General features: G+C 63.1%; 22 protein-coding genes and 1 pseudogene. 4 read left to right on the top strand and 19 right to left on the bottom strand.

Going from position 1 to position 23,829, the window contains the following annotated elements:
- Nucleotides 1–223: 223 nt before the first annotated feature.
- From ESZ60_RS09845 to ESZ60_RS09810, 8 genes are all read right to left on the bottom strand, one after another.
- Nucleotides 224–1,636, bottom strand: coding sequence for a hypothetical protein (locus ESZ60_RS09845; RefSeq protein WP_134680398.1), 1,413 nt, complete (start codon nucleotides 1,634–1,636; stop codon nucleotides 224–226).
- A gap of 121 nt (nucleotides 1,637–1,757) precedes the next feature.
- A complete protein-coding gene (locus ESZ60_RS09840) occupies nucleotides 1,758–3,104 on the bottom strand; it encodes an FGGY-family carbohydrate kinase (protein WP_134680397.1) in 1,347 nt (448 codons plus the stop codon).
- Entirely contained in the window at nucleotides 3,101–3,415 is a 315-nt protein-coding gene (rhaM, locus tag ESZ60_RS09835) for an L-rhamnose mutarotase (protein WP_134680412.1), read from the bottom strand. Before rhaM ends, ESZ60_RS09840 begins: the two co-directional genes overlap by 4 nt.
- Nucleotides 3,415–4,398: an ABC transporter permease gene (locus ESZ60_RS09830; protein WP_134680396.1), complete on the bottom strand. Its 984-nt coding sequence runs from the start codon at nucleotides 4,396–4,398 to the stop codon at nucleotides 3,415–3,417. The genes rhaM and ESZ60_RS09830 overlap by 1 nt, the downstream gene beginning before the upstream one ends.
- Nucleotides 4,395–5,366: an ABC transporter permease gene (locus tag ESZ60_RS09825; protein ID WP_134680395.1), complete on the bottom strand. Its 972-nt coding sequence runs from the start codon at nucleotides 5,364–5,366 to the stop codon at nucleotides 4,395–4,397. Before ESZ60_RS09825 ends, ESZ60_RS09830 begins: the two co-directional genes overlap by 4 nt.
- Nucleotides 5,363–6,892 (bottom strand): sugar ABC transporter ATP-binding protein, encoded by a 1,530-nt coding sequence (locus tag ESZ60_RS09820; RefSeq protein ID WP_134680394.1) that lies wholly within the window; start codon nucleotides 6,890–6,892, stop codon nucleotides 5,363–5,365. The genes ESZ60_RS09825 and ESZ60_RS09820 overlap by 4 nt, the downstream gene beginning before the upstream one ends.
- Nucleotides 6,893–6,951: 59 nt before the next feature.
- Nucleotides 6,952–7,944 (bottom strand): rhamnose ABC transporter substrate-binding protein, encoded by a 993-nt coding sequence (gene rhaS, locus ESZ60_RS09815; protein WP_134680393.1) that lies wholly within the window; start codon nucleotides 7,942–7,944, stop codon nucleotides 6,952–6,954.
- Nucleotides 7,945–7,974: 30 nt separating this feature from the next.
- Nucleotides 7,975–8,781 (bottom strand): DeoR/GlpR family DNA-binding transcription regulator, encoded by an 807-nt coding sequence (locus ESZ60_RS09810; protein ID WP_134680392.1) that lies wholly within the window; start codon nucleotides 8,779–8,781, stop codon nucleotides 7,975–7,977.
- A 185-nt stretch (nucleotides 8,782–8,966) separates the two neighbouring features.
- Between ESZ60_RS09810 and ESZ60_RS09805 the strand changes: the two genes are divergently transcribed.
- Entirely contained in the window at nucleotides 8,967–11,069 is a 2,103-nt protein-coding gene (locus ESZ60_RS09805; protein ID WP_134680391.1) for a bifunctional rhamnulose-1-phosphate aldolase/short-chain dehydrogenase, read from the top strand.
- Nucleotides 11,070–11,074: 5 nt separating this feature from the next.
- Nucleotides 11,075–12,349, top strand: a complete 1,275-nt coding sequence (gene rhaI, locus ESZ60_RS09800) for an L-rhamnose catabolism isomerase (protein ID WP_134680390.1) — start codon at nucleotides 11,075–11,077, stop codon at nucleotides 12,347–12,349.
- A gap of 4 nt (nucleotides 12,350–12,353) precedes the next feature.
- Here the strand turns inward: rhaI and ESZ60_RS09795 are convergent, their stop codons facing one another.
- The 10 genes from ESZ60_RS09795 to ESZ60_RS09750 all read right to left on the bottom strand — a co-directional run bounded on the left by ESZ60_RS09795 (nucleotide 12,354) and on the right by ESZ60_RS09750 (nucleotide 21,742).
- Nucleotides 12,354–13,094 (bottom strand): ABC transporter permease, encoded by a 741-nt coding sequence (locus tag ESZ60_RS09795; protein ID WP_134680389.1) that lies wholly within the window; start codon nucleotides 13,092–13,094, stop codon nucleotides 12,354–12,356.
- On the bottom strand, nucleotides 13,091–14,017 hold the full coding sequence (locus tag ESZ60_RS09790; RefSeq protein ID WP_134680388.1) for an ABC transporter ATP-binding protein: 927 nt from the start codon (nucleotides 14,015–14,017) through the stop codon (nucleotides 13,091–13,093). The genes ESZ60_RS09795 and ESZ60_RS09790 overlap by 4 nt, the downstream gene beginning before the upstream one ends.
- Entirely contained in the window at nucleotides 14,014–15,150 is a 1,137-nt protein-coding gene (locus ESZ60_RS09785; protein WP_167620103.1) for an ABC transporter permease, read from the bottom strand. The genes ESZ60_RS09790 and ESZ60_RS09785 overlap by 4 nt, the downstream gene beginning before the upstream one ends.
- 4 nt (nucleotides 15,151–15,154) lie before the next feature.
- Entirely contained in the window at nucleotides 15,155–16,060 is a 906-nt protein-coding gene (gene osmF, locus ESZ60_RS09780) for a glycine betaine ABC transporter substrate-binding protein OsmF (protein ID WP_134680387.1), read from the bottom strand.
- Between the two features lie 103 nt (nucleotides 16,061–16,163).
- A complete protein-coding gene (locus ESZ60_RS09775) occupies nucleotides 16,164–16,940 on the bottom strand; it encodes a DUF1684 domain-containing protein (protein WP_134680386.1) in 777 nt (258 codons plus the stop codon).
- On the bottom strand, nucleotides 16,937–17,689 hold the full coding sequence (locus ESZ60_RS09770; RefSeq protein ID WP_134680385.1) for an ABC transporter ATP-binding protein: 753 nt from the start codon (nucleotides 17,687–17,689) through the stop codon (nucleotides 16,937–16,939). Before ESZ60_RS09770 ends, ESZ60_RS09775 begins: the two co-directional genes overlap by 4 nt.
- Nucleotides 17,686–18,492 carry an ATP-binding cassette domain-containing protein gene (locus tag ESZ60_RS09765; RefSeq protein ID WP_134680384.1) on the bottom strand — a complete coding sequence of 269 codons (807 nt, stop codon included), beginning with the start codon at nucleotides 18,490–18,492 and terminating at the stop codon, nucleotides 17,686–17,688. The genes ESZ60_RS09770 and ESZ60_RS09765 overlap by 4 nt, the downstream gene beginning before the upstream one ends.
- A complete protein-coding gene (locus ESZ60_RS09760; protein WP_134680383.1) occupies nucleotides 18,489–19,298 on the bottom strand; it encodes an ABC transporter permease in 810 nt (269 codons plus the stop codon). The genes ESZ60_RS09765 and ESZ60_RS09760 overlap by 4 nt, the downstream gene beginning before the upstream one ends.
- On the bottom strand, nucleotides 19,295–20,254 hold the full coding sequence (locus tag ESZ60_RS09755; protein ID WP_134680382.1) for an ABC transporter permease: 960 nt from the start codon (nucleotides 20,252–20,254) through the stop codon (nucleotides 19,295–19,297). Before ESZ60_RS09755 ends, ESZ60_RS09760 begins: the two co-directional genes overlap by 4 nt.
- Before the next feature lie 3 nt (nucleotides 20,255–20,257).
- Entirely contained in the window at nucleotides 20,258–21,742 is a 1,485-nt protein-coding gene (locus tag ESZ60_RS09750) for an ABC transporter substrate-binding protein (RefSeq protein ID WP_134680381.1), read from the bottom strand.
- 240 nt (nucleotides 21,743–21,982) lie between these two features.
- Here ESZ60_RS09750 and ESZ60_RS09745 point away from each other — a divergent pair, with 240 nt between their 5' ends.
- Nucleotides 21,983–23,050, top strand: a complete 1,068-nt coding sequence (locus ESZ60_RS09745) for an ornithine cyclodeaminase (protein WP_209021271.1) — start codon at nucleotides 21,983–21,985, stop codon at nucleotides 23,048–23,050.
- A 49-nt stretch (nucleotides 23,051–23,099) separates the two neighbouring features.
- Here ESZ60_RS09745 and ESZ60_RS09740 read toward each other — a convergent pair whose 3' ends face one another.
- A complete protein-coding gene (locus ESZ60_RS09740) occupies nucleotides 23,100–23,294 on the bottom strand; it encodes a hypothetical protein (RefSeq protein WP_134680380.1) in 195 nt (64 codons plus the stop codon).
- Between ESZ60_RS09740 and ESZ60_RS09735 the strand changes: the two are divergent.
- Nucleotides 23,202–23,798: pseudogene (locus ESZ60_RS09735) on the top strand (ABC transporter substrate-binding protein); the annotation flags it as partial. The gene ESZ60_RS09740 and the pseudogene ESZ60_RS09735 sit on opposite strands and share 93 nt — an antisense overlap.
- Nucleotides 23,799–23,829 lie beyond the last annotated feature (31 nt).

The raw sequence follows: 23,829 nt of genomic DNA, 5'->3' as shown, positions 1-23,829 counted from the left end.
GCTGTCAGCACCGTGGACCTGAAACACATTCTTCGCCAGATCCGGTCCGACCGTGATAATCTCCGACATGACCGCCTCCCAATATGGATTGTTGCGATCCCACCTTGGCACGTCGATGCCGGCAGGGGCGGTTACACCATCAAAGCCAATCCGCCGAGGGCATGAGCGGACACGGCCGTTGATTGATCTGTCTCAAATCATCCAAACCTCACTTGCCTGGATGTTATTCGAGAAGCGGTCGTAGCCTCGCTTCACCCGTTGGCCGGACGTTTGATGAACGCGCGGCGGCAACGGACGTGGGGACGAATCCAGAGGCCGCCCCTGCAATCATCCAAACATAGGGAACCAGGCTGGCATTGGGTAGAAAATCGATCAGGGTCGCACTGAGCAGCAGCATCAGCCCTGGCGCGAGGAAGGACGGGCCATAGCGCGTCCGACGCCAAGCAAAAATGAGGATCGGGGCCGTTAATAGACCAAAATAGGCCAGGTAGCCGGTCCAGCCATATATGCCGATCAGGATGACCCAGATCCCGTCCGTCACGCTGGTCATCCGCCCGGTTTCGGGATCGAAGATATGCGGCCTTCCCCATCCACCCCAACCGAAAAGCGGCTTCTCATTGGCGCGGGCAAGCAGCGCATCCTCGTTGTCGAGACGGAACTTCAGGGACAGCGCGCGATCCTCGCTGTAGGAAAGGGCAAGTGAAAAGACCCGATCGACCGGGATATAGCCAGCACCGCGCAGTGTCGGATAAAACAGCACGACCACCGCCACCACCGCAGCGAACAAGACCTGCATCCGCTGTCCAAGAAGCGCTACGATTGCGCCGACGGCCACGGCAATCGCGAGCGCCCCGACGCTTTTCACCAAAACCAGAACGAAGGTGAGCCAAAGCGCCGCGAGTAACCATTTGCGCGCGGGTTGCCCCTCGCGGCGGGCCTCGCGCCACAGGACCAACGCAGAGATGATCGACATGCAAAAGAAGATCCCGACCATCAACCCGTGACTGAGAAACAGGATCGGACGATATCCTCCTGCACGGATATGCTGAATGAAATCATGCGGAAAGAAGCCATAGATCCACACATGAAGCTGCGGGCTCAGCCGCACTTCGACCAGCGCAGGCAGAGAATAGGCCAAGCCGCATAGGACAAAGGCCCGCAAGATCTCGAGATGGGCGACTTGCGACGTCAGATAGCGTCGGGCCAGCATATATGGAAGCAGCGCGACTGCCGCCCCCGAGATCATCGAGAATGAATCGTAGAGCGTTAGCCCGGGAATATAGCGCGGACCGTAGACCAACGGCTCGGGGTTAGTGACCGCCGTCAAAAACGGCGCGCCGATCACCAGCACGAGAAGACTGCGGACTAAAGTACGCTCCGCGCCGATTGCCGTGTTGTCGACCTCGCCGTCGCGGCCGGCATTGAGCCTGCACAGGATCAGGGCGCTCAGCACCACGACGGAATGTTTGTCCAAGGCCGGTATCATCGGCACCTTGATCGATGTCGCCGCGGGTAGGATCAGGTAACCAACCATGACGGACCAGATCAATGCCTTGTAGACCGGCATCGCCCGGAAGAAAGCCTGCGCCACCAAGGGCCAGGCGAATAGCATCAGATAGGCAAGACCGTTGGGCATCGGCACCCTTGCGGCAGGACATGTTCTCTTTCTAATCCCTCGGCTTGCAAAAGCAAATCCGAATGGAAGGCCTGCAGCGGATCCTCATCGAGGATGCCTCAGCGACGGAATGCGGCGCCTCTCAACCGAAATTTTGCTGCCAGGACATGGCATAGGCTGCAAGCTCCGGATCCGGTGGCACAAAGCGCGTCGCCATGCGCGGTGCTTCCGCCAGGCAAAGCAGCGCGGCCCCGGCCGAGGTGCCGGTCACGGAAGAGGCAAGATATACGCCCTCGGGATGGGCGCTGCCCAGCATCGCGCAGAAATCGGCATTGCGCGCGAATGGCCCCTCGATGATCGCGGGGCCACGCGCGCCAGTCAAGGACAGACAGGTCCGGGTCACCAGCGCCAGATACCATGACACCGCCAGGAGCCGCGCAGCTTCGCTCGCCGGCTCCTCTGTCCAGGCCATGTGCCGGCCACGAAACGGCCCCGAATCCTGGATCACCGCTGGTCCCAGCATCAGCCCCGCGCGTAGGACCTCGTCACGCGCCGTCGCGTCTGGCCGAACGGTGCCATCGCCCCCCAGAAGTTGAAACTCGCGGCCACCCATGAACCTGGCCGAGGGAACCGGCGCGCCGAATGCGTCCACATTCACAAGCACATCGCGCGTCGGGTCCAGTGCCTCGGCATCGCCGCCCAGCGACATGGCGACGATCCATGTCCCGGTCGAGACCACGGAAAGCGGGCCGTCCCGTCCACGCAGATAGGGATAGAGAGAGGCGTTGCTGTCGTGAATTCCGACCGCGACCATTGTGTCGTGTCGCAGCCCGGTTGCGGCGGCAAGTTCGGGGCGAAGCTGGCCCAGAACCTCGTTCGATCGGCGCGGCGGCGCCAGCAGATCCCCCAGCCCAAGGCGCTCGGCAAGGGCGGAGAAGCGTCTCTCCCAGGGATTCCACAGGTCGGTATGACAGCCGAGCGAGGTCATTTCCGTCGCCCGCTCTCCGGTCAGACGCCAACCCCAATATTGCGGATATGTCAGGACATGGGCAACGCGGTCCGCAAGCCCAGGCTCACGTGACAATTGCCAATGCAGCTGCGCCCCCAGATTGAGTCCCTGCGGCAAGCGCGGCGACCCGGTCTGGCTGAAATCGGGACGCAACAGATCATATTCCGCCGCGGTCTCATCCGGCCCGTGGAATTCGTAGTCGAGCATTGGCGCGGCAAGCTCGCCCGCGCCGTCCAGCAGCACCGCCGCCGCGCCATGCGTCGTGACCGAAATCGCATCGACGCCATGCGCGGCATGGAACGCGGACAGATGATGTAAAAAGAACTGCCAATGCCCCTCAAGGTCGAAATGCGGCCAGGGCGGGCCGGGCAACACGCGGTTCGGGCGGGTGACGACGGCGATCTCGGCCAGGGTCTCGCCCTCGACCAGCGCGAGTTTCGCATTGGTCTTGCCGATATCAATGACGGCGATGCGGGTCATGGCAGATGGAACATCGGGATCAGAGTCACGGCGACAGGTTCATTGTCGGGTCGCGTCTCCATCAGGTCGGCCATATGCGCCCACCAGCGCTGCATCACCGGATGCGCGGGCAGGTCCTCCATGCCGTGATCGTCGCTGCGCCATAGGACGCCGAACAGAGCATTGGTCTCGGGGTCGAGATGGATCGAGTAATCCTGCACGCCCGCCTCCTTCAAAAGCTGGACCAATTCCGGCCATATCGCGTCATGGCGGCGGCGGTATTCCTCTTCCATCCCCGGATGAAGCTGCATCCGAAAGGCGTATTTCTGCATCATAGCCTCAATTTGGTCCAAAGCCGGGGCAGCGCGATCACCGCGATCAGCAAAAGCCCCACGATGATCGACATGACGATCCCCGGCACGTTCAAGAGCCCCAGCCCGAATGTCACCAACCCCATGACCAAAGCCGCCAGCACGACGCCAAGGATCGAGCCCGAACCGCCCAAAATGCTGACCCCGCCAAGGACGACGATGGTCACGACCTCGAGCTCAAACCCCGAGGCGATGCTGGGCCGGGTCGAGCCCAGCCGCGAGGTCAGACAGATCGCGGCAATGCCGCTCATCAGCCCGGTCAGCAGAAACAGGATGAAGCGGATTTTCTCTACCCGGATGCCGGAAAACCGCGCGGCGGTGGCGTTATTGCCGATGGCAAAGACCATGCGGCCGAAATTGGTGCGGTGCAGCAGGATGCCGAAGGCAAGTGCGGCGAGGGCAAAGATCACCAACTCGACCGTGATGACCCACCAGACATAGCCCTGCCCGAACCATGCGAAGCTGCCCGGATATTGGGTATAAGCCCCGTCCCCCAAAGCGATATAGCTGATGCCGCGAAAGAGGCTCATCGTGCCGATGGTGACGACGATCGAAGGCAGGCCAAAACGCGCGACCAGAAGCCCGTTGAACGCGCCGCAGACCAGCCCGGTGCCAAGGCCGAGGACGACCAGTGACGGCGTTCCAGCCCCCGCAGCCGCCGCCGCCCCCATCACGGTCGAGGCCAAGGCGATGATCGAACCGACGGACAGGTCGATTTCGCCTGCGATGATCAGCATGGCCATGGCGAAGGCAATCATCGCCTTTTCGGTGAAGTTGAAACTCGCGTCCGAGAGGTTCCACGGGTCGAGGAAATAGGGCGAGGCCAAAGAATTCGCGATGAAAATCGCCACGGCCACGACCAGCAGCAAAGCCTCCCAGCTTTTCAGTGCGCGCGACAGGGGTGAGGTCAGGCGGTCAGGGATCTGGCGCGTTGTGGTGCTCATGTCAGATGCTCTGCCTGTTTCAAGATGATGCGGCCGGTTTCGCGCTGGCTGGTGGCGTTGAAGGCAATGGCGATCAGGATCGCCGCGCCGGAAATCGCCATCTGCCAAAAGGGCGAGATGCCGACGACCGGCAGGGCGTTCTTGATGATGCCAAGGAACAAGGCCCCCATGACACAGCCCGCGACGGTGCCCGAGCCGCCCGCAATGGCGATGCCGCCAATGACGCAGGCCGCGACCACGTCCAGCTCAAACCCGCCCGCGATATCGACATAGGCCACGGCATAGCGCGCGACCCACAGATATCCGGTCAACCCGGCCAGCGCGCCCGCCAGCACGAAAGCCGCGAATTGCGTGCGCCCGACAGAGATGCCGGTATAGACCGCGGCATGGGGATTGCCGCCGACGGCATGGAAGGCGCGGCCAAGTGCGGTGCGGTTCATCAAAACCGCGACGCCCGCGACTACGGCCAGCGCGATCCATGTCATCACCGGCAGCCCGGCGATGACTGTGCGGGGGAAGGCCTTGAAGCCCTCGCTCATCTGGTGCGCGTTGATCCAGGCCCCGTTCGTCAGAAGGAAGATCGTGCCGCGATAGATCGTCATGGTGCCCAGGGTCACCACGATCGAGGGGATGCCCAGTTTCCAGACCATCAGCCCGTTCACCGCGCCAAGGGCCGCGCCAAGCGCGATCACCGCGACAAGGATCAGCGGCAGCGGCACCCCTGCCCCGTTCATCAGCGCCGCGATCATGCCGCAGAGCGCGAGGTTCGCCGCCACGGACAGGTCGATGCATTTCGTTAGGATGACTGCCATCTGCCCCAGCGCCAGCAGGATCAGCGGCGAGGTATCGGTCAACACCCGTGCAAGATTGCTAGGTGTGACGAAGCCCGGAAAACGGCTGGCGATCAGGGCCAGCAATGCAAGGATCGCGACACCCAGAACCGTTTCGCGTGATTTCAGCAGGTTCATATCGTGCCTCCGTTGCTGCCGACGGCGGCGCGGACGAGGTTTTCCGGCGTCATCTGATCGCCCGCGAATTCGGCGGCGATGCGCCCCTCGCGCATGACGATGACGCGGTCGGACATGCCCAAAACCTCGGGGATTTCGCTGCTGACCATGATGACGGCCAGCCCCTGCCCGGCCAGTTCCGACATGAAGTCATGCACGGCGGCCTTTGACCCGATATCGATGCCCTTGGTCGGCTCATCAAGGATGATGACGCGAGGCTTGGTCGCCAGCCATTTGGCGATCACGACTTTCTGCTGGTTGCCGCCAGAAAGCAGCGCGATATCCTGATCGAGACTCGCCGCCCGCAAATCGAGCCGCTGGGTATAGTCGCGGGCGAGCGCGAATTCCTCGGCGAGGCGCAGGAAACCCGCGCGACTGGTCCGCGTCAGCGAGGGCAGCGTGACGTTCTGGAAAATCGGCAGCCCCTTGACCGCGCCCTGCTTGCCGCGATCCTCGGGGACATAGACGATGCCGGCCTCGACCGCCTGCGCCGTCGAGCGGATCGCGCGCACATCGTCGCCGATCCGGCAGGCCCCGCGCGAGGGGCGGGTGATGCCGAACAGCGCCTGCATGACCTCGCTGCGACCCGCACCGACAAGGCCGTAAAAGCCAAGAATTTCGCCGGTATGTAGGGTGAAGTTGATGTCCTCGAACTCGGTCGGGTGGCAATAGCCGACAACGGTCAGGGCTGGCCCGCCGATCTGCGCCGGACGCTTGGGATAGATCTGTTCCACCGAACGGCCAACCATCAGGCGGACCAGTTCCGCCTCGGTCACATCCGCCATCATCCCTTGGCCGACGAATTGCCCGTCGCGAAAGACCGTCCAGCGGTCGGCGATGCGGAAAATCTCGTCGAATTTATGGCTGATGAACAGGATCGCCTTGCCCTGCGATTTCAGCTTCTCGACCAGTTCGTAAAGCTCGGCGATTTCCTTATGGGACAAAGCGGCGGTCGGTTCGTCCATGATCACCACGCGGGCGTCGATCGACAAAGCGCGGGCAATCGCGACCAGATGGCGCGAGGCGATGGACAGGTCCTTCAGCCGCACCATCGGGTTCAAATCGGCCCCGATGCTGTTTAGGATCGCGCCCGCCTGCTCGCGCATCGCCTTGCGGTCGATCAGCCCGAAACGGTTGCGGGGGGAATGGCCGATGAAGATATTCTCGGCCACGGTCAATTCGTCGAAGAGCACCGTTTCCTGATGGATCGCGGTGACGCCGGAATGGCCCGCGGCCTGCGCGGTCGGAAAATGCACGGCCTGCCCATCAACGAGGATCTGGCCCTCATCGGGTTGATAAATCCCCGTCAGAACTTTGACGATAGTGGATTTTCCCGCGCCGTTCTCGCCGACGAGGGCGGTCACCTGGCCGGGGTAAAGGTCCAGTTGCACGCCACCGAGGGCACGCACGCCGGGGAAGGATTTGACGATGCCGCGCAGCGACAGCACGGCTTGCGCACTGTCCACGGCCCCAGTTCTGGCCAGCATGGAATGGGTCCTGTGATGCTGGCCCGGCGCATCCGCCGGGCCTTGCCGCTCAGAGCCGATCAGAAGATCGAGCTGAACTGGTCGATATTGCTGGAGTCGTAAACGAAGGGATCTGCCATCGCGGCTTCATTCTTGTCGTCGAGCGTGACCGAGCCCATGCGGCCAATCAGGATCGAAGCACCGGGCTTGGCCTCGGCATCCTTCTTGGCCAAATGATAGGCCAGCATGGTCGCCGAATAGCCCAGATCGATCGGGTTCCAGATCGCGAAGGACTTCGAAGCACCCGATTTCACATGCCCCGCCATTTCCGAGGGCAGTCCCAGACCGGTGACATTGACCTGACCCACCTTGCCCGCATCGGTCACGGCTTGTGCCGCAGCCACGATGCCCACCGAGGTCGGCGCGATGATCGCCTTGAGATCGGGATAGGTCTGCATCAGCCCTTGGGCCTCGCGATAGGACTTGTCGGCGAGGTCATCGCCATAGACCGTGCCCACGACTTTCACCGATGGATAGTTGCCCGCGACCTTGTTCATCTCTTCGATCCAGGTGTTCTGGTTCGTCGAGGTGGTGGTGGCCGAAAGCACCGCGACGTCGCCGCCCTCGGGCAGGTTGTCAGCGGCAAGCTTGATGATCATGTTGCCAATAAGCGCCGAGGACGAGGGGTTCAGGTGCATCTGCCGCCCTTCGGCCGCGACGCCGGAATCCCACGAAATCACGGTGATGCCGCGATCCATCGCCTTTTTCAGCGTCGGCACCAAAGCGTCGGTGTCATTGGCCGAGACCGCGATGGCATCGACCTTCTGGGCAATCAGGCTGTTGATGACCTCGATCTGGCCCTCGGCCGTGGTGTCGGTGGGGCCGGTATAGATGATCTTGACGTCGCCGAGTTCCTTCGCGGCTTCTTCGGCACCCTTGTTCGCGGCCTCGAAGAAGCCGATCCCCAGCGCCTTTACCACCAGCGCGATGCGCATCTCCTCGGCCTGAGAGGCCGTGGTCATCAAAGCCAGACCCATGGCGGCCGTGGCCAGTGCCTTTCCAATTGCGCTCATTCGTTCCTCCCCTATGAGCGGTGAAGCGCGTCACTCCTCCTGCGCGCTTTTTCGTCGATCCGTCGCGGCCTCGGCCACGATCAGGCGGACTTCGGCTGCCTCCAGCATCTGAGCGGCGCGATCCTCGATCCCCGTATCAGTGATGACGGTATGGATCCGGTTCAGCGGGCACAAAAGCAGGCTGGAGCGTTGCTTAAATTTCGAACTATCGGCCAGAATGACCAACTCATCGGCCTGATCGATCAGCTTCTGCTCGGCCTGAACCAGCAGCGGATCGCCCTCCATCAGACCCAATGGGCCAAGACCGCGGCAACCCATGAACATGCGACGGGCGTAGAAATGGTTGCTGCCATCGGCATCGAAGGGCGACAGGATAATATTCTGCTCGCGATAGATCGCCCCAGCCGGAACCAGAACTGTGTTCTTGGAATGCTTCAGCAGGTGTTCGGCGATCGGGAAACTGTTGGTAAAGACCTGAAGCCGCTTGGTGGTCAGAGGATGGACCATCTGAAAGGTCGTCGTGCCGCCATTGACGATGATCGCATCGCCATCCTCGCAGAGGTCCACCGCCGCCTGCGCGATTGCGCGCTTCTCGGCGATATGCAGGGTTTGGTTCACCGCGAAGGGGCGCGCGTTGATGCCAACGAATTGCGGCGGAGAGATCGCCTCGGCCCCGCCGCGCACCCGGCGCAGCTTTTTCGCGACGTGAAGCTGGCCGATATCGCGCCGCACCGTCGCCTCGGATGCTCCGGTCAGCGCACAAAGATCGCCAACCGTCACCACCGGCCGCTCCTGCACGGCCGAAAGGATGATGCGATGACGTTCGGTTTCTAGCATGGTGCCCCCGTATTGCGGATCAGTTTCCATCATTACCGCTCACTGTCAATCATCTTTGATCGCATCTCGACTTTCTGCACCTGCACAATGATCGGTTATGATCGAAGATGATTGACGCTTGCGCGAATCCGAGGCTTATTCACTCCGGGAAGCGCGGTCTGCCTGGCCGCCGAGGGAGGGTTTCCATGACTGACACGCTTGTGGCCAACCGGCTTGAGAACCTGTGGGATGACGCCCGCGCCAAGGACATGACCGAGTCGGAGAAGCTGCTTTACCGATCCAACCTGCTCGGTTCCGACAAGCGGGTGACAAATTATGGCGGCGGCAATACCTCGGCCAAGGTGATGGAAACCGACCCCCTGACCGGAGCTTTGGTTGAAGTGCTGTGGGTCAAGGGTTCGGGCGGCGATATCGGCTCGATGAAGATGGATGGCTTCTCGACGCTCTACATGGACAAGCTGCGGGCGCTGAAGGACAAGTATCGCGGCGTCGCGCATGAAGATGAAATGGTCGGCTACCTGCCCCATTGCACCTTCGCGCTGAACCCGCGCGCGGCCAGTATCGACACGCCTTTGCACGCCTATGTGCCGCGCAATCACGTCGATCACGTCCATTCCGACGCGATCATCGCGATTGCCGCCTCGGTGAATTCCCGCGAGTTGACAGCCGAGATCTTTGGCAGCGAGATCGGTTGGTTGCCGTGGAAAAAACCGGGCTATGAACTGGGCCTGTGGCTAGAGAAATTCGCGGCCGAAAACCCGCAGGCACGCGGCTGCGTGCTGGAAAGCCACGGGCTGTTCACGTGGGCCGAGGACGCGAAGGATTGCTATCTCACGACGCTGGAAATCATCAACAAGGCAGCAGAATGGCTCGAGGCGCGGACCGCAGGGAAGCCCGCCTTTGGCGGCGCCAAGGTTCCGACTCTGGACGCCGAGCAGCGCCGCGAAGTCGCAGCCAAGCTGATGCCGGTGATCCGCGGTCTGATTTCGAAAGATCGCCACAAGGTCGGACATTTCGACGACCAAGCTGCGGTGCTGGAATTCGTGGGCTCTCATGCGCTGGAAACGCTGGCCCCGCTCGGGACCTCTTGCCCCGATCATTTCCTGCGCACCAAAATCCGCCCGCTGGTCGTCGTTTTCGACCCCGCCAAGCCCGATCTGGACGCGACTATTGCGGGGCTTGGCAAGGCCATCGCCGATTACCGCGAGGACTATGCCGCCTACTACAATCGCTGCAGACATCCCGACAGCCCGGCTTTGCGCGACCCGAATGCGGTGGTCTATCTGATCCCCGGCGTCGGCATGATCACCTTTGCGCTGGACAAGGCCACGGCCCGCATCTCGGGCGAGTTCTATGTCAATGCGATTAATGTGATGCGCGGGGCGAGTGCAGTCAGCACCTATCGGGGCCTCCCAGAGCAAGAAGCCTTCGATATCGAATATTGGCTACTCGAAGAAGCCAAGCTTCAGCGTATGCCCAAACCCAAATCCTTGGCCGGGCGCGTGGCGCTGGTTACGGGCGGCGCGGGCGGCATCGGCGCGGCCACCGCCGAACGGTATCTTCGCGAAGGGGCTTGCGTCATGCTGGCCGATATCGACGCTGCCGCACTGGAAACCGCCCAGCAGGCTCTGGCTGCGCGGCACGGCGAGGATGTTGTGCGCAGCGTCCAGATGAACGTCACCGATGAGGCGCAGGTGATTGCCGCTTATGTCGATCTGGCGGTCGAGTTCGGCGGCGTCGATATTCTGGTCTCAAATGCCGGGATCGCGTCCTCTGCGCCCGTCGAGGACACCACGCTGGCACTGTGGAACCGCAATATGGATATCCTCTCGACCGGCTATTTCCTCGTCTCGCGCGAGGCATTCCGGATGCTGCGCAAGCAAGATATCGGTGGTTCGGTGATCTTTGTGGCCTCAAAAAACGGCCTCGCCGCCAGCCCCAATGCCAGCGCCTATTGCACCGCCAAGGCAGCAGAAATCCATCTCGCGCGCTGTCTTGCACTGGAAGGGGCCGAGGCCCAGATCCGCGTCAATGTCGTCAATCCCGATGCGGTCCTGCGCGGCTCGAAGATCTGGGAGGGCGAATGGCTCGACCAGCGCGCCTCGACCTATAAGACCGACAAGGAGGGGCTTGAGGAAATGTATCGCCAACGCTCGATGCTGAAACGGTCTGTTTTGCCCGAGGATATTGCCGAAGCGGCCTATTTCTTCGCCAGCGAGTTTTCCGCCAAATCGACCGGGAACATCCTGAATGTCGATGCCGGCAATGTCCAATCCTTCCCCCGGTGAGCGCGATGATCGACAAACCCCTGATCGAGGCTGAAAACGCCGCCCGCCAAGCCGATCTGGCGCAAGATTACGACGCCCTTGGCGCGCGCCTCGCCCGTCGCGGCGTCGATATCGAGGCCCTCACCGCCCGCGCCACGGCCTTTGGCGTCGCGGTTCCCAGTTGGGGCACCGGCACCGGCGGCACCCGTTTCGCCCGCTTTCCCGGCTTGGGCGAACCGCGCGGCATCATGGACAAGCTCGACGATTGCGCCGCGATCCACCAACTGACAGACGCAACGCCCAAAGTTAGTTTGCATATCCCCTGGGACAAGGCCGACCCGGTGCTGTTGCGCGAGAAAGCCGAGGAATGCGGCCTCGGCTTTGACGCAATGAACTCGAATACCTTTCAGGATCAGGCGGATCAGACATATAGCTACAAATTCGGCTCACTTTCCAGCACCGATGCCGCGACCCGTCAGCAGGCCATCGAGCACAATCTGGAATGTATCGAGATCGGCCGCGAGATCGGCTCGAAGGCGCTGACGGTCTGGATCGGAGACGGCTCGAACTTTCCCGGCCAGACCTCGCTGTCACGCCAGTTCGACCGCTATCTGGACGCGATGAAATCCATCTATGCCGGGCTGCCCGAAGATTGGCGGATTTTCAGCGAGCACAAGATCTATGAGCCCGCCTTTTATTCCACGGTCGTGCAGGACTGGGGCACCAGCCTGATGACCGCACAGGAACTTGGCCCCAAAGCGCAATGCCTCGTGGACCTCGGCCATCACGCGCCGAACGTGAATATCGAGATGATCGTTGCCCGGCTGATCCGCGCGGGGAAACTTGGCGGCTTCCATTTCAACGACAGCAAATATGGCGATGACGATCTCGACAGCGGCACGATCGAGCCCTTCCGCCTGTTCCTCATCTTCAACGAACTCGTCGAGTTGGAGGACACGCCCGGCCTGAACCTCGCCCATATGATCGACCAAAGCCATAACGTGACCGATCCGATAGAAAGTCTGATCGTCTCGGCCTGCGAGATCCAGCGCGCCTATGTCCAGGCCTCGCTGGTGGATCGCGCGGCGCTGGAGGGCTACCGGCAAGACAATGACGCGCTGATGGCGGCGGCGACGCTGCGTGCGGCCTTCCGCACCGATGTCGAGCCGATCCTTGCGATGGCCCGTGCAAGGGCGGGCGCGGCCATTGATCCGGTCGCCGCCTATCGCGCCTCAGGCTATCGCGCCAAGGTGGCGGCGACGCGCCCGCGTGTCTCGGGTGGCGGCGGCGGCATCGTCTGACGATCTAGCCGACCCGGCCCGCGGCGCGCGCGGCGTTGGTCTCGGCCGCGCTCAACCCGTGATGGATCAGCACGGCGAGGATGGAGACGACCAGCCCGCCTTGCGCGACATAGGCCGTGTTCGAGGACAAGAGCCCGGCGATGATCACCTCGCCCAATGTCGGCGCGGCGACGGTCGAGCCGATCGTCGCCGTCCCAAGCGAAATGACGGCAGTCAGCCGAATTCCAGAAATGATCAGTGGCAGAGCAAGCGGCAATTCGACATGCCAGAGCCTCTGGAGCGGCGTCAGCCCCATGCCGCGGGCGGCCTCGAGGATCTCTGCTGGCTGATCCGTCAGACCGGCCAGCGTATTCTCGAATACCGGCAGGAGCCCGTAGAGAAACAGCGCGACCAGTGTCGGCGCGGTTCCAAAGCCCATGACCGGAACGGCAAGGGCCAGAACCGCGACGGGGGGAAAGGTCTGACCGATCGCCGTGACACTGCGCGCCAGCGGCAGAAACTCGCGCCCCCTCGGCCGCGTGACAAGGATGCCCAGCACGATCCCGACCAGCCCCGAGGCGATGACCGCAATCGCGACGATGCTCAGATGCGAGACCGTCAGCCGCAACAGCGCTGTCTGGTGATAGATCGCTGGCGCGTTATTTCGCGTCAATGGCCGGAACAGAAAGGCAAAGCTGTCGGGTGTGAGCAGGAACACGAGCAGAAACAATGCGGCCAGACCCGGCAGAAACCTTCCCGCCCTCATTGCCCGCCGCGCCCCGCCAACGCGCGGATCGCCGCAAGCGTCACCCTGCCGCCGCTCCGGAGCGGCAGCGCCTCTCTGCCGCTGGACAGGCAAAGCGACAGCACCTCGCGCAGATTGGTCGCGGCATCGACGGGCGGGCCCGGTGCCTCTCCCGGCTCGGCAATCTCTGCCGCCGCAACCAGTGAGAGCAGACGAAAGACCCCCTCGGGACCGCCCGTCATGGCGCGGACGAAATCCGTTTCCGGATGGGCGAGGATCCTTGCCACGCGGTCATATTGCACGATGCGGCCCGCATCCATGACCGCAATGCGGTCGCCGAGCAGCACCGCCTCGTCAATGTCATGGGTGACGAGGATCATGGTGGTGCCCAGCCTGCGCTGCACGGCGCGCAGATCGGTCTGGGCCTGGGCGCGGATGATCGGATCGAGCGCGCCGAAAGGCTCGTCCAGCAGCAAGAGATCGGGCCGGGCCGCAAGGGCGCGCGCGGTTCCGACACGTTGCGCCTGGCCACCGGAGAGCTGATGCGGCATGCGGTCGCGAAACCGCGCCGGATCAAGCTGGAACAACTCCAGCAACTCGTCGGTCCGGTCCTCGATCCGGGCCCGCGGCCAGCCCAGAAGCCGCGGCACCGTGGCGATATTCTGCGCCACGCTGCGATGCGGGAAAAGCCCTATGCCCTGAATGGCGTAGCCGATCCGGCGCCGCAACTGATGAACCGGCAGGCTTGCGGCATCGAGCCCCTCGATCAGCACCCGTCCGGACGAGGGCTCGACCAGCCGGTTGATCATGCGGATCAGCGTGGTCTTGCCCGATCCGGAGGTGCCGACCAAGGTGACGATCTCGCCCGCCTCGACGGTCAGGCTGACATCCCGGACCACCGGCTGTCCGTCGAACATCCGTGTCAAATCCTGAAGTTCGATCATGGCCTGCCCCGCGCGACATGCTCGATGAGCAGGTCCAGCACGATCCCCGCCAACAGTGCGAGCGCGATGGTGGGCAGGGTGCCGAGCAGCACAAGATCCATTGCCATCTGGTTCAGACCCTGAAAAACGAAGGTCCCGAAACCGCCGCCGCCGATCAGCCCCGCGATCACCGCCAAGCCGATATTCTGCACCAACACGATTCTGAGGGCCGCGATCAGGCTGGGCAAGGCCAGCGGGATCAGGACCTGCCCCAGCACCTGCCAACGCGTCATGCCCAGACCAACCGCCGCCTCGCGCGTCGCCCGGGGAACGGTTTCGAGCCCGCTCAGCGTATTCGAGACGACGGGCAAGAGCGCGTAGAGAAAGAGCGCGATCAAGGCGGGAAACGCACCGATCCCCGAAACCCCCCATCTGCCCGCCGCAGGCAGCGTCGCGGCCAGCCAGGCAAGAAGCGGCAGCATGATCCCGAAAAGCGCAAGCGAAGGGATCGTCTGCAGAATGTTCAGCGCGGCCAGCACCGGTCCGCGCAGCCGCCGCATCATGTATATCCCAGTGCCAAGCGGCAGGCCGACAAGCAGCGCCAGCCCCAACGACCCGAAGGCGAGTTGCAGATGCCGTTTCGCCTCATGCAGGAAAGCGGCCCGCCGCGTGGCATATTCACGCATGACCGAAATCTGGTCCAGCATGCCCGAGGCCAGGATCCCAAACCCTGCCACCAGCACAAGCCCAAGGATCAGCCACCTTGCCGGCAAGGAGGGCCCGAGCCGCGCTACGCCATCTGCAAGCATCAGCGAGAACCCGAGAAGCATCAGCCAGAACCCGGAGGCCGGCGCGAGGCGCGCGAGGTTTCCCGCCTCGACAGACAGGCTCCGCGCCGCATGCCCCAGGACCACCAGGCTTCCGGCCATGCCGGCCAGCGCCAGCACGATCCGCATGCGATCAGGCATCCGCCAGATGCAGGACAGGACCAATAAGCCAAGAACCGCCAGCGCGATCACAGGTCCGCCCGCAAGCGCCTGATCCAGCCGGATGCCCTCGCCTGCCGCGATGCGGTTGGGTTTGAACTGAACCAGAGGTAGCCAAAGCCCAAGGCCGACCAGAATGGCAAAGACCGTCGCGGGCCGCAGCATCATCCGGTCACTTCAGGAAACCCGCCCCGGTCAGGTAATCCTGAGCGACGGCAGCGGCAGGCTCGCCGCCAACCTGAATACGGCCGTTCAGGCTTTGCAAGGTCTGAAGCGTGAGGGTCTGGAAGATCGGTGCCAGGATCTCGGGGATCTCGGGATGCGCGGCGAGCACCTCGGCGCGCAGGATCGGGGCAGGCTGATAGACCGGCTGGACGCCCTTGTCATCCTCCATCACCAAAAGGCCCGCCTCTGCGATCGCGCCATCCGTTCCATAGACCATGGCGGCATTCACTCCCGAGGTCTCCTGCGCCGCCGCCGCAATGGTGGCGGCCGTGTCGCCGCCCGCAAGCTGGACCAGCTGATCGGGCTTCAACGCAAAGCCATAAGTCTCCTGAAAGGCCGGAAGCGCCGCAGCAGAGGTCACGAATTCGGCCGAGGCCGCCAGCTTGATCTCGCCGCCTCCGGCGATCCATTGCCCCATCTGCGACATCGTGGTGATGCCATTTTCCGTCGCCACTTCCTGCCGCAGCGCAATGGCCCAAGTATTGTTCGCCGGCGCGGGGGCAAGCCAGACGATGTCATTCTGCGCCTTGTCGAGTTCCGCGGCGCGGGCATAGCCCTGGGCCGCATCCTTCCAGATGGGGCTATCCGCCTCGTTGAAGAAAAAGGCCGCGTTCGCGGTATATTCGGGATAGATGTCGATCTGTCCCGAGATGATCGCATCGCGCATGATCGGCGTGCCGCCAAGTTGCAACTTGTCCTGCACCGCAAGGCCCGCGTCTTTCAGGGCCAGCAGGACCATGTTCCCCAAAAGCCCCCCTTCCGTGTCGATCTTGGACGAAACGACGATATCCCGAGCGGCAAGAGGCGAGGCGATCAGGGCAAGCGCGGCGGCCAGCGGGGCAAGTCGAAACATTGCATTCTCCCGGAATGGACAGAGGGTCAATGCTAGACGCGTGTCGCCGGGAATGGTTCCCGGCAATGGTCAGGGCGAAGCCAAAGGCCCCGCCCCTCGTGGTTCAATGATCTGCCGGTTTCTTCTCGCCTGCGCGGATTTCAAAACCGATGATATTCTGGCGCGGCGGCAGCGGGCAGACCGCGAATTCGGTAAAGGCGCAAGGTGGGTTGAAGGCTTTGTTGAAGTCCAAGACCACCTTATCGCCGGCCATCTCTCCGATCAGGAAACGCGAAGCGCCATAGGTTTCGCGCCCGGCGGTGCGGTCGCGGATCACGAACATCGGCTTGCCGGATTTCCAATGCGTCGGGAGGAGTTCGATCTGCGCGCCGTCATGGCTGAAACGCGCGACATGGGTCAGTTCGACCGAGGTTTCGACGCCCGTCACCATGTCGATGCCCAGCGATTTCGGGGTGTCGAGTTCGATCCAATCGGCCTTGATCCGCCATGCGGGGTCGAGCGGATAGCTCTCGATACCGGGAAATGAGGTGCGGGCGGGCGAGGCCGCATCGCGCACGCGCAGAGCGTATTGCCCCTCGACCTGGGTGACCTCGATCAGCAGATCGCCGACCTTCAGGCGCGGCGGGGCATCGGGGACTGGCTTCAGCGTTTGCACCCCTTCGCCCGCATCGAAACGCGAGGTGCCGTCGCCGTCCAGTTCCAGCACGCCCAGACGCGCGGGACCGGCGCTCAGCACCAGGTCATTGTCATCAGCAGAACCGACCGTCATCCGGCCCGGCGCGATATCCACGCGGTCTGTCAGGTTCAGCCAGCCATCCTCGGCGGTCAGTGCGGCAAGGCGCGCGGCGCGCCAGTTCTCGATCTCGGTTTCGTAGGTCATGGGGTCTCCACGGGCATGTGCTGCAGGCTGGCAAGCAGGCGCTGCGTATAGGGATGCTGGGGGGCGCGCAGGATTTCGGCGGTCTTGCCCGCCTCGACGATGCGGCCTTGCTGCAGGACGATCATGCGCGGGCAAAGCGCCGCGACAATGGCGATATCATGCGAGACAAGCACCAGCGTGATCTCGCGCGACAGCTCGGTCAGAAGCTCGATGACGCGAACTTTGGTCGCAAGGTCCAGCGCGGACACCGGCTCATCGGCCAGCAGCACGCGCGGACGCGCGATCAGCGCCCGGGCAATGGCGATGCGCTGGCGCTGCCCGCCCGAAAAGGCGCGAGGATAACGTTCGAGGCTGTCGGCGGGCAGGCTCACGGCCTCCAGCACCCGCGCGGCCTCGGCCCCGGCATCGCCGGGCAGGTCCAGCGCGGCGTGAGGCTCAATCAGGATGCGGCGGACCTTCATTCGCGGGTCCAGCGAAGTATAGGGGTCTTGAAACACCGGCTGCGCAAAACGCCGATGCGCCTGCATCCGCGCCCGCGAGCGGGTATCCAAGGGGGAACCGTCCGCCGTAACCACGCCCGATCCGGGCCGGGTCAGACCCAGCATCAGCCGCAGGATGGTCGATTTTCCCGAACCGCTTTCGCCAAGGATACCAAGGCTTTCGCCCTGCTGTAAGTCCAGCGAGACGCCATGCAGGATCGGCGTATCGCCATAGCTGAACTGCACGTCTTTGAGGGAAATCAGGCTCATTGCATCCCCCTGACGGCCGCTTCCAATTGCTGCGCGGCAGCGACAAGCCCTTGAGTATAGGCGTCACGGGGACGGGTGAAGACCTGATGCACCGGGCCTTCCTCGACCGCGCGGCCCTGCTGCATGACGATCACCCGGTCGGTGATCCGAGCCACAACAGGCAGGTCGTGACTGATGAACAGAAGCGCCAGCCCTTCGTCGCGGGCAAGGGTATCAAGCAGGTCCAGTACCTCGGCCTGCGTCGTCACATCCAGCGCGGTCGTCGGCTCATCGGCGATCAGCAGGCGCGGTCCGCAGGCCAAAGCCATCGCAATGGCGATGCGCTGGCGCTGCCCGCCCGAGACCTCATGTGGCCAAGAGGTCAGGATACGCTCGGGATCGGCGATGGACACCCGGTCCAGCCAGCGCAATTGCTCGGCGCGTAGCGCTGTGGCAGACAGGCTGCGCCCCTCGCGCTTCGCACGACGGCGGATCGGATGGGCCAGTTGCTCGCCCAGTTTCATCAGCGGGTCGAGCGCGGAACGGGGGTCTTGGAACACCACCGCCGCGACCGGACCGCGCAAGGGAACCAGCGCCCGGTCGGGCTTGCCAATGACCTGTTGGCCGTCCAACAGGACTGAGCCCTCGGCCCGCAGCCCATGCGCCAGAAGGCCCACGGTGGACATGGCGGTCAGCGATTTCCCCGAGCCGCTTTCGCCCACAAGGCCCAGCCGCTCGCCCGGTTCGACCGAGAAGCTGATGCCGTGGACAAGCTCGCGGGCGGGGCCGTGGACGCGGAGGTCTTTCACTTCGAGGAGGCTCATGCCGCCCCCCTTTCCGGGTCCAGAAGATCGCGCAGACCATCGGCAAGGAAATTGATCCCCAGCACCAGCGCCATCAACGCCAGCCCCGGCGCGATCACCCCAATCGGCGCGTTGAATACGGTCGATTGCGCAGATTGCAGCAATTGCCCCCATGAGGCATTCGGCGGCGGCGCGCCAAGGCCCAGATAGGAAAGCGACGCCTCGGCAATCACCGCCAGCCCGAATTGCAGGGCAATGGCGACCAGCACGGTCGGCGCGATATTCGGCAGGACATGGACCAGCACGATGCGGCCCCAGCCCAGACCCGAGCAGCGCGCTGCGGTAATGTAATCCTGCGCCAGCACGCGTTTGGTCAGGATGCGCACCAACCGCGCGATGATCGCGGACATGGCGATGCCAATGGCAAGGATCGCAGTGCCAAGCGAGGCCCCGTCGCTCGCCGCCACGACCAGCATGGCCAGCAGCAGCGTCGGAAAGGCGATCAAGATGTCCAAAGTCGCGGCAAGGGCATCGTCAAAGCCCCTCTGCGCGAAAGCCGCGAGCACGCCGAGCGTGGTCCCGATCAGCCCCCCCAGAGCCGCCGCCCCCACGGCGACCGTCAGCGCGATCCGCGCCCCGATCATGACTTGGGTGAAATAGTCCCGGCCCAGCCTGTCGGTTCCGGCCCAATGCGCCCACGAGGGCGCGGCCAGCCGCCCGCCCGACATGGCGGTCGGGTCATAGGGCAGCCAGACCAAAGTCAGCAGCGCGATCACGACATTGATGCCGACCAAAATCGCGCCGATCCAAAGGGATGTTTTCTTCATCGGCCAGTCACCGTCTCACGCAGTCTCGGGTCGATCACGCGCTGGATCACATCGGCCAAGAAACCGATCAGCAGCACCATCAAGGTCGAGACCAGCAGCACGCCCTGCACCGTCGGATAATCCCGCTGCTGGATACCCAGAAGCAGCATCGAGCCCAGCCCCGGCAGGGCAAAGACCCGCTCGACCACGACCGCGCCCAGAAGGGTCGACGCCAGTTCGATACCAAGGATCGAAATCACCGGAACCGCCCCGTTGCGGATGCCGTGGCGGATCAGCGCCTGCGGGAAACTCGCCCCCAAGGCGCGGGCATTCCTCAGATAATCCGCGCCCAGCACGTCGAAGGTCGCCGAGCGCACATAGCGCATCAGCGAGGCCAACATGACCAGCGCAATCGTCACCACCGGCAGGATCAGCGCGCGGAAGGCCCCGGCTGCGTCCTCCCAGCCCTTCATCGGAAAACCGCTGGCGGGCAGCAGGCGGAACTTCACCGCGACGATCCAGATCAGCAGAATCCCGATCCAGAAGACCGGAACCGCGATGCCCAATTGCGAAACAGCCGACAAAAGCCCGCCATACCAGCGATCGGCCCGCAGCGCCGAGATGATCCCCAGCGGGACTGCGATCAGGATCGCAAGCAGGAAGGACGCCACGGTCAGCGGCAGGGTCACGGAAAGCCGCGCCATGATCTCGGGCAGGACCGGCGCGCCCGAGACAAAGGATTTGCCCAGATCGAAACGCGCGAGGTCGGACAGGAACTTGCCCAATTGCATCCAGATCGGCAGGTCCGAGCCGACCTGCTCGCGCGCGGCGGCGATCTGCGCCTCATCCGCGCCGACCGACAGCAGCGCCGCCGAAGGATCGCCCGGCAAAAGCCGCAGCAATACGAAAAGCACCAGCCCTGCCGCGATCAGCGACAGGGCCAGCACGAAGGTCCGGCGAAGAAGATAACGCCCCATCCGTTACTCTTTGGTGATGCCGCGCAGGAAGAATTGCGCGTTCAGCCCGTTCAGCGGATAGCCCGTCGTCTTGGTGTTCGAGACCACGATCTGCGGGTACAGGAACAGCCAGTTCGAGGCGGCTTCCTCGGTGATGATGCGGTTCGCCTCGCGCAGTTTGTCGGCCTGCTGGGCGTCGGTGTCGCTGGCCTCGGCGGCGGCGACAAGCTCGGTCACTTGCGGGTTGTTGTAGCCCCAGTAGAAATCCGGGTTGCCATAGAACACCACGTCGCGGTGGTTGACGTGTTCCTGCAGCGTCGCTTGGAAATCCTTGGCCTGATAGACCTTGGTGTACCATTCATTGGCAGTGATGACATGGATGTTCACCGTCACACCGACCTTGGCAAGCTCGGCCTTAAGGAATTCAGCCGTGATCGGATGTGGGTCGTAATTCGGGGTTTCCAGCGTGAAGGTGAAGCCATCGGCAAAACCGGCCTCGGCCAGAAGCGCCTTGGCGCTTTCCGGGTCATAGGCGTCAACGCTGGTCAGGTCCTCATACCATGCATCGGTCGGCGGCACGAAGCTGCCCAGCACCATGCCGCGATCGCCCCAGATCGCTTCCAGCAGCATCTTCTTGTCGACGGCGCGGGCCAGCGCCTTGCGGACCTTGACGTTGTCGAAAGGCGCGACGCGGTCGTTATAGGCCATGATCTGCTTGGTCGTAGATTTGCCTTCGGAAATCTTGAAGGCCGAGGTATCCTCGAACTGGGCAAGCGCATCGGGGCTTTGGACCGAGGTGATGACGTCCACAGCATCGGTCAGCAGCGCATTGTTCAGCGCGGCAGCCTCGGTGAAATAGCTGAACATCGCGCCGGCATTGGCGGGCTTTTCGCCCCAATAGGCGTCGAAAGCCTCCAACGACAAGGCCGAGCCGCGCTTCCAGTCGGCCAGCTTATAGGGGCCGGTGCCGTCTTCCTTGCCGGTGATGTCGCCCGCTGCGTCATTCACCACCCAGACATAGCTGAGGTTGTAAGGCAGCGAGATCGACTTCGATTTCAGCTTGATGACGACGGTCGCGTCATCCGGGGTTTCGATCGAGTCGATCGACGCAAGGCTCTTCTTGCGCGACGATTTTGAGGTTTCGGCGGTCACGCGCTCGATTGAGTATTTGACGTCCGTAGCGGTCAGGGGCTCGCCGGAATGGAAAGTCACGCCCGATTTCAGCGTGAAGGTATGGGCCAACCCGTCGGCGCTGACATCATGCTTTTCGGCCAGCACGGGGGTGACCGAACCATCGTCGTTCAGGCGAAACAGCGCCTCATAGACGTTGTCGTTGAAGGCTTCGTTGATGCCCTGCCCCGCGCCCGCCGTATTGTCGAGGTTCTGCGGCTCATAGAGCGAGCCCACCCGGATCACCGCGCCGGGATCGGCCGCCAGCGCCGCTCCGGCCGAGAGCAAGGCGGCCGAGGCAAGGCCAAAAATTTGGGCAGCAAAACGCGTCTTGAGCATGACGGACAACCTTTCGGACAGTATTTTCGCCGCACATTACAGACAAGTTGCAGCCGATGCGAGGGCAACCGTCATCGTCTCCCAAAGTCGGACCAGCGGAGCGCATTGACGCCGCGATGCAAGGCGGTATGCCTCGGCCGGGGGTTGGCAGCATGGTCGCAAACGTGCTTCTGTCGGCCCGAGAACAGCCCTGCTGAGCCGCGGTATCGGCCCGGCGGCTGTTCAAATCGGAGAGAACCCATGTCCCTTCCCCAGCCCGGCCCGATGAGCCTCGTGCCGTTTGTCAGCGTCGAAACCATGATGCAGTTGATCCTGCGGCGCGGCTTAGAGCCAATGCTCATCGACCTTGCCGCCTGTATCGAAGAAGATTTCCGCCGCTGGGAACAGTTCGACAAGACGCCGCGCATTGCCGCCCATTCCGCGGAAGGCGTGATCGAACTCATGCCGACCTCGGACGGGCGCAGCTATGGCTTCAAATATGTGAACGGCCATCCCAAGAACTATCAAACCGGCCGCCAGACCGTGACGGCTTTTGGGGTTCTTTCGGATGTCGAGACCGGCTATCCGGTGCTGCTGACCGAGATGACCATCCTGACCGCCTTGCGCACGGCCGCGACCTCGGCCTTGGTTGCGAAATATCTCGCGCCCAAGGGCGCGAAGGTCATGGCGATGATCGGCAATGGCGCGCAGTCGGAGTTTCAGTGCCTCGCCTTCAAGGCGATCTGCGGCATCGACACGGTGCGGCTTTACGACATCGACCCCGAGGCCACCGCCAAGGCGGCCCGGAACCTGCAGGGAAAGGGGCTGAACGTGGTCTCCTGCGTCTCGGGCCAGGAGGCCATCGAAGGCGCGCAGATCATCACCACCTGCACCGCCGACAAGCAATTCGCGACCATCCTGACCGACAACATGGTCGGCGCGGGCGTCCATATCAACGCGATCGGCGGCGACTGCCCCGGCAAGACCGAGCTGCATCGCGATATCCTGACTCGCTCGGATATCTTCGTCGAATTCCCGCCCCAGACCCGTATCGAGGGCGAGATCCAGCAATTGCCCGAGGATCACCCGGTCACCGAATTCTGGCAAGTCGTCACTGGCGCGACGCCGGGGCGCACCGGTGATCGCCAGATCACGCTTTTCGATTCCGTGGGCTTCGCCACCGAGGATTTCAGCGCATTGCGCTATCTCAATGACCTGATCCGCAAGGATGCTTCGGTGCAGATGCTTGACCTGCTGGCCGATCCCGACGATCCGCGTGACCTCTTCGGCATGATCGAGCGTTACGGCCGGGCGTCCCAACCGGCTTGATGCAAAAAAGCGGCCGCGAAATCACGGCCGCTTTCAAATTTCCCGAGCTTCAGAAGCGGTGGCGCAGCGTCGCCTGAATCTCGCGGCCCGGATTGCAGTAATCCGCGGTGCCGCTGCCCACGACATGCTGCTCGTCGAGCCGGTTGCTCACATTGATCGCGAGATCCGTGCCGTCCTGCACCCCATAAGAGAAGGCTGCGTCCAGAATGGTGGCTGCCCGCCTGAAAGAGCTGAATGCCCCCACGCCTGCCCTTTTCGACGAGGCGGACGGGATCGATTTCGAGACTGTCGCGGCATCCTTGCCTTCTATTTCGGGCTCAGCCGCTCGGATTATGAGACTCTCAGCCTGATCGCCCCGGTCGTCGCCTATCCCGAGGCCCCTTGGGCGACCGATTGGCGCGAGATGATCACCTCGAACAGCGCAGGCCTTGGCATGTCCGGCGCAGGCAAGGCGCTGATCGAAAAGATCGAGGGCGAAATCGCGCAAGCTCTGGCCGGCCATCCCGAATTGGCGGGGAAATCCGCAATGTTCGTGACCCATCTCGACATGACCGATCTGAGCGTCCTGCGCTTTTACACCACGCATGACACACGCGTGCGCTTCTTCGCGGATTTGGGGCTCAATTCCCCCAAGAGCGTGCTCGCGGCGTCCCAGGACGGACAATATTCGGGCGAGGTCAGCGCCGAGCGCATCGACAGTTTCGACGATGTGGATATCGTCGTGACCTATGGCACGCCCGAGATGCTCGGCCAAGTCGCCCGCGATCCGCTGATGTCGC

This window comes from Paracoccus ravus (genome assembly GCF_004522175.1).
GTDB classification, from domain to species: Bacteria; Pseudomonadota; Alphaproteobacteria; order Rhodobacterales; family Rhodobacteraceae; genus Paracoccus; species Paracoccus ravus.
This window is presented reverse-complemented; position numbering and strand designations above follow the sequence as displayed.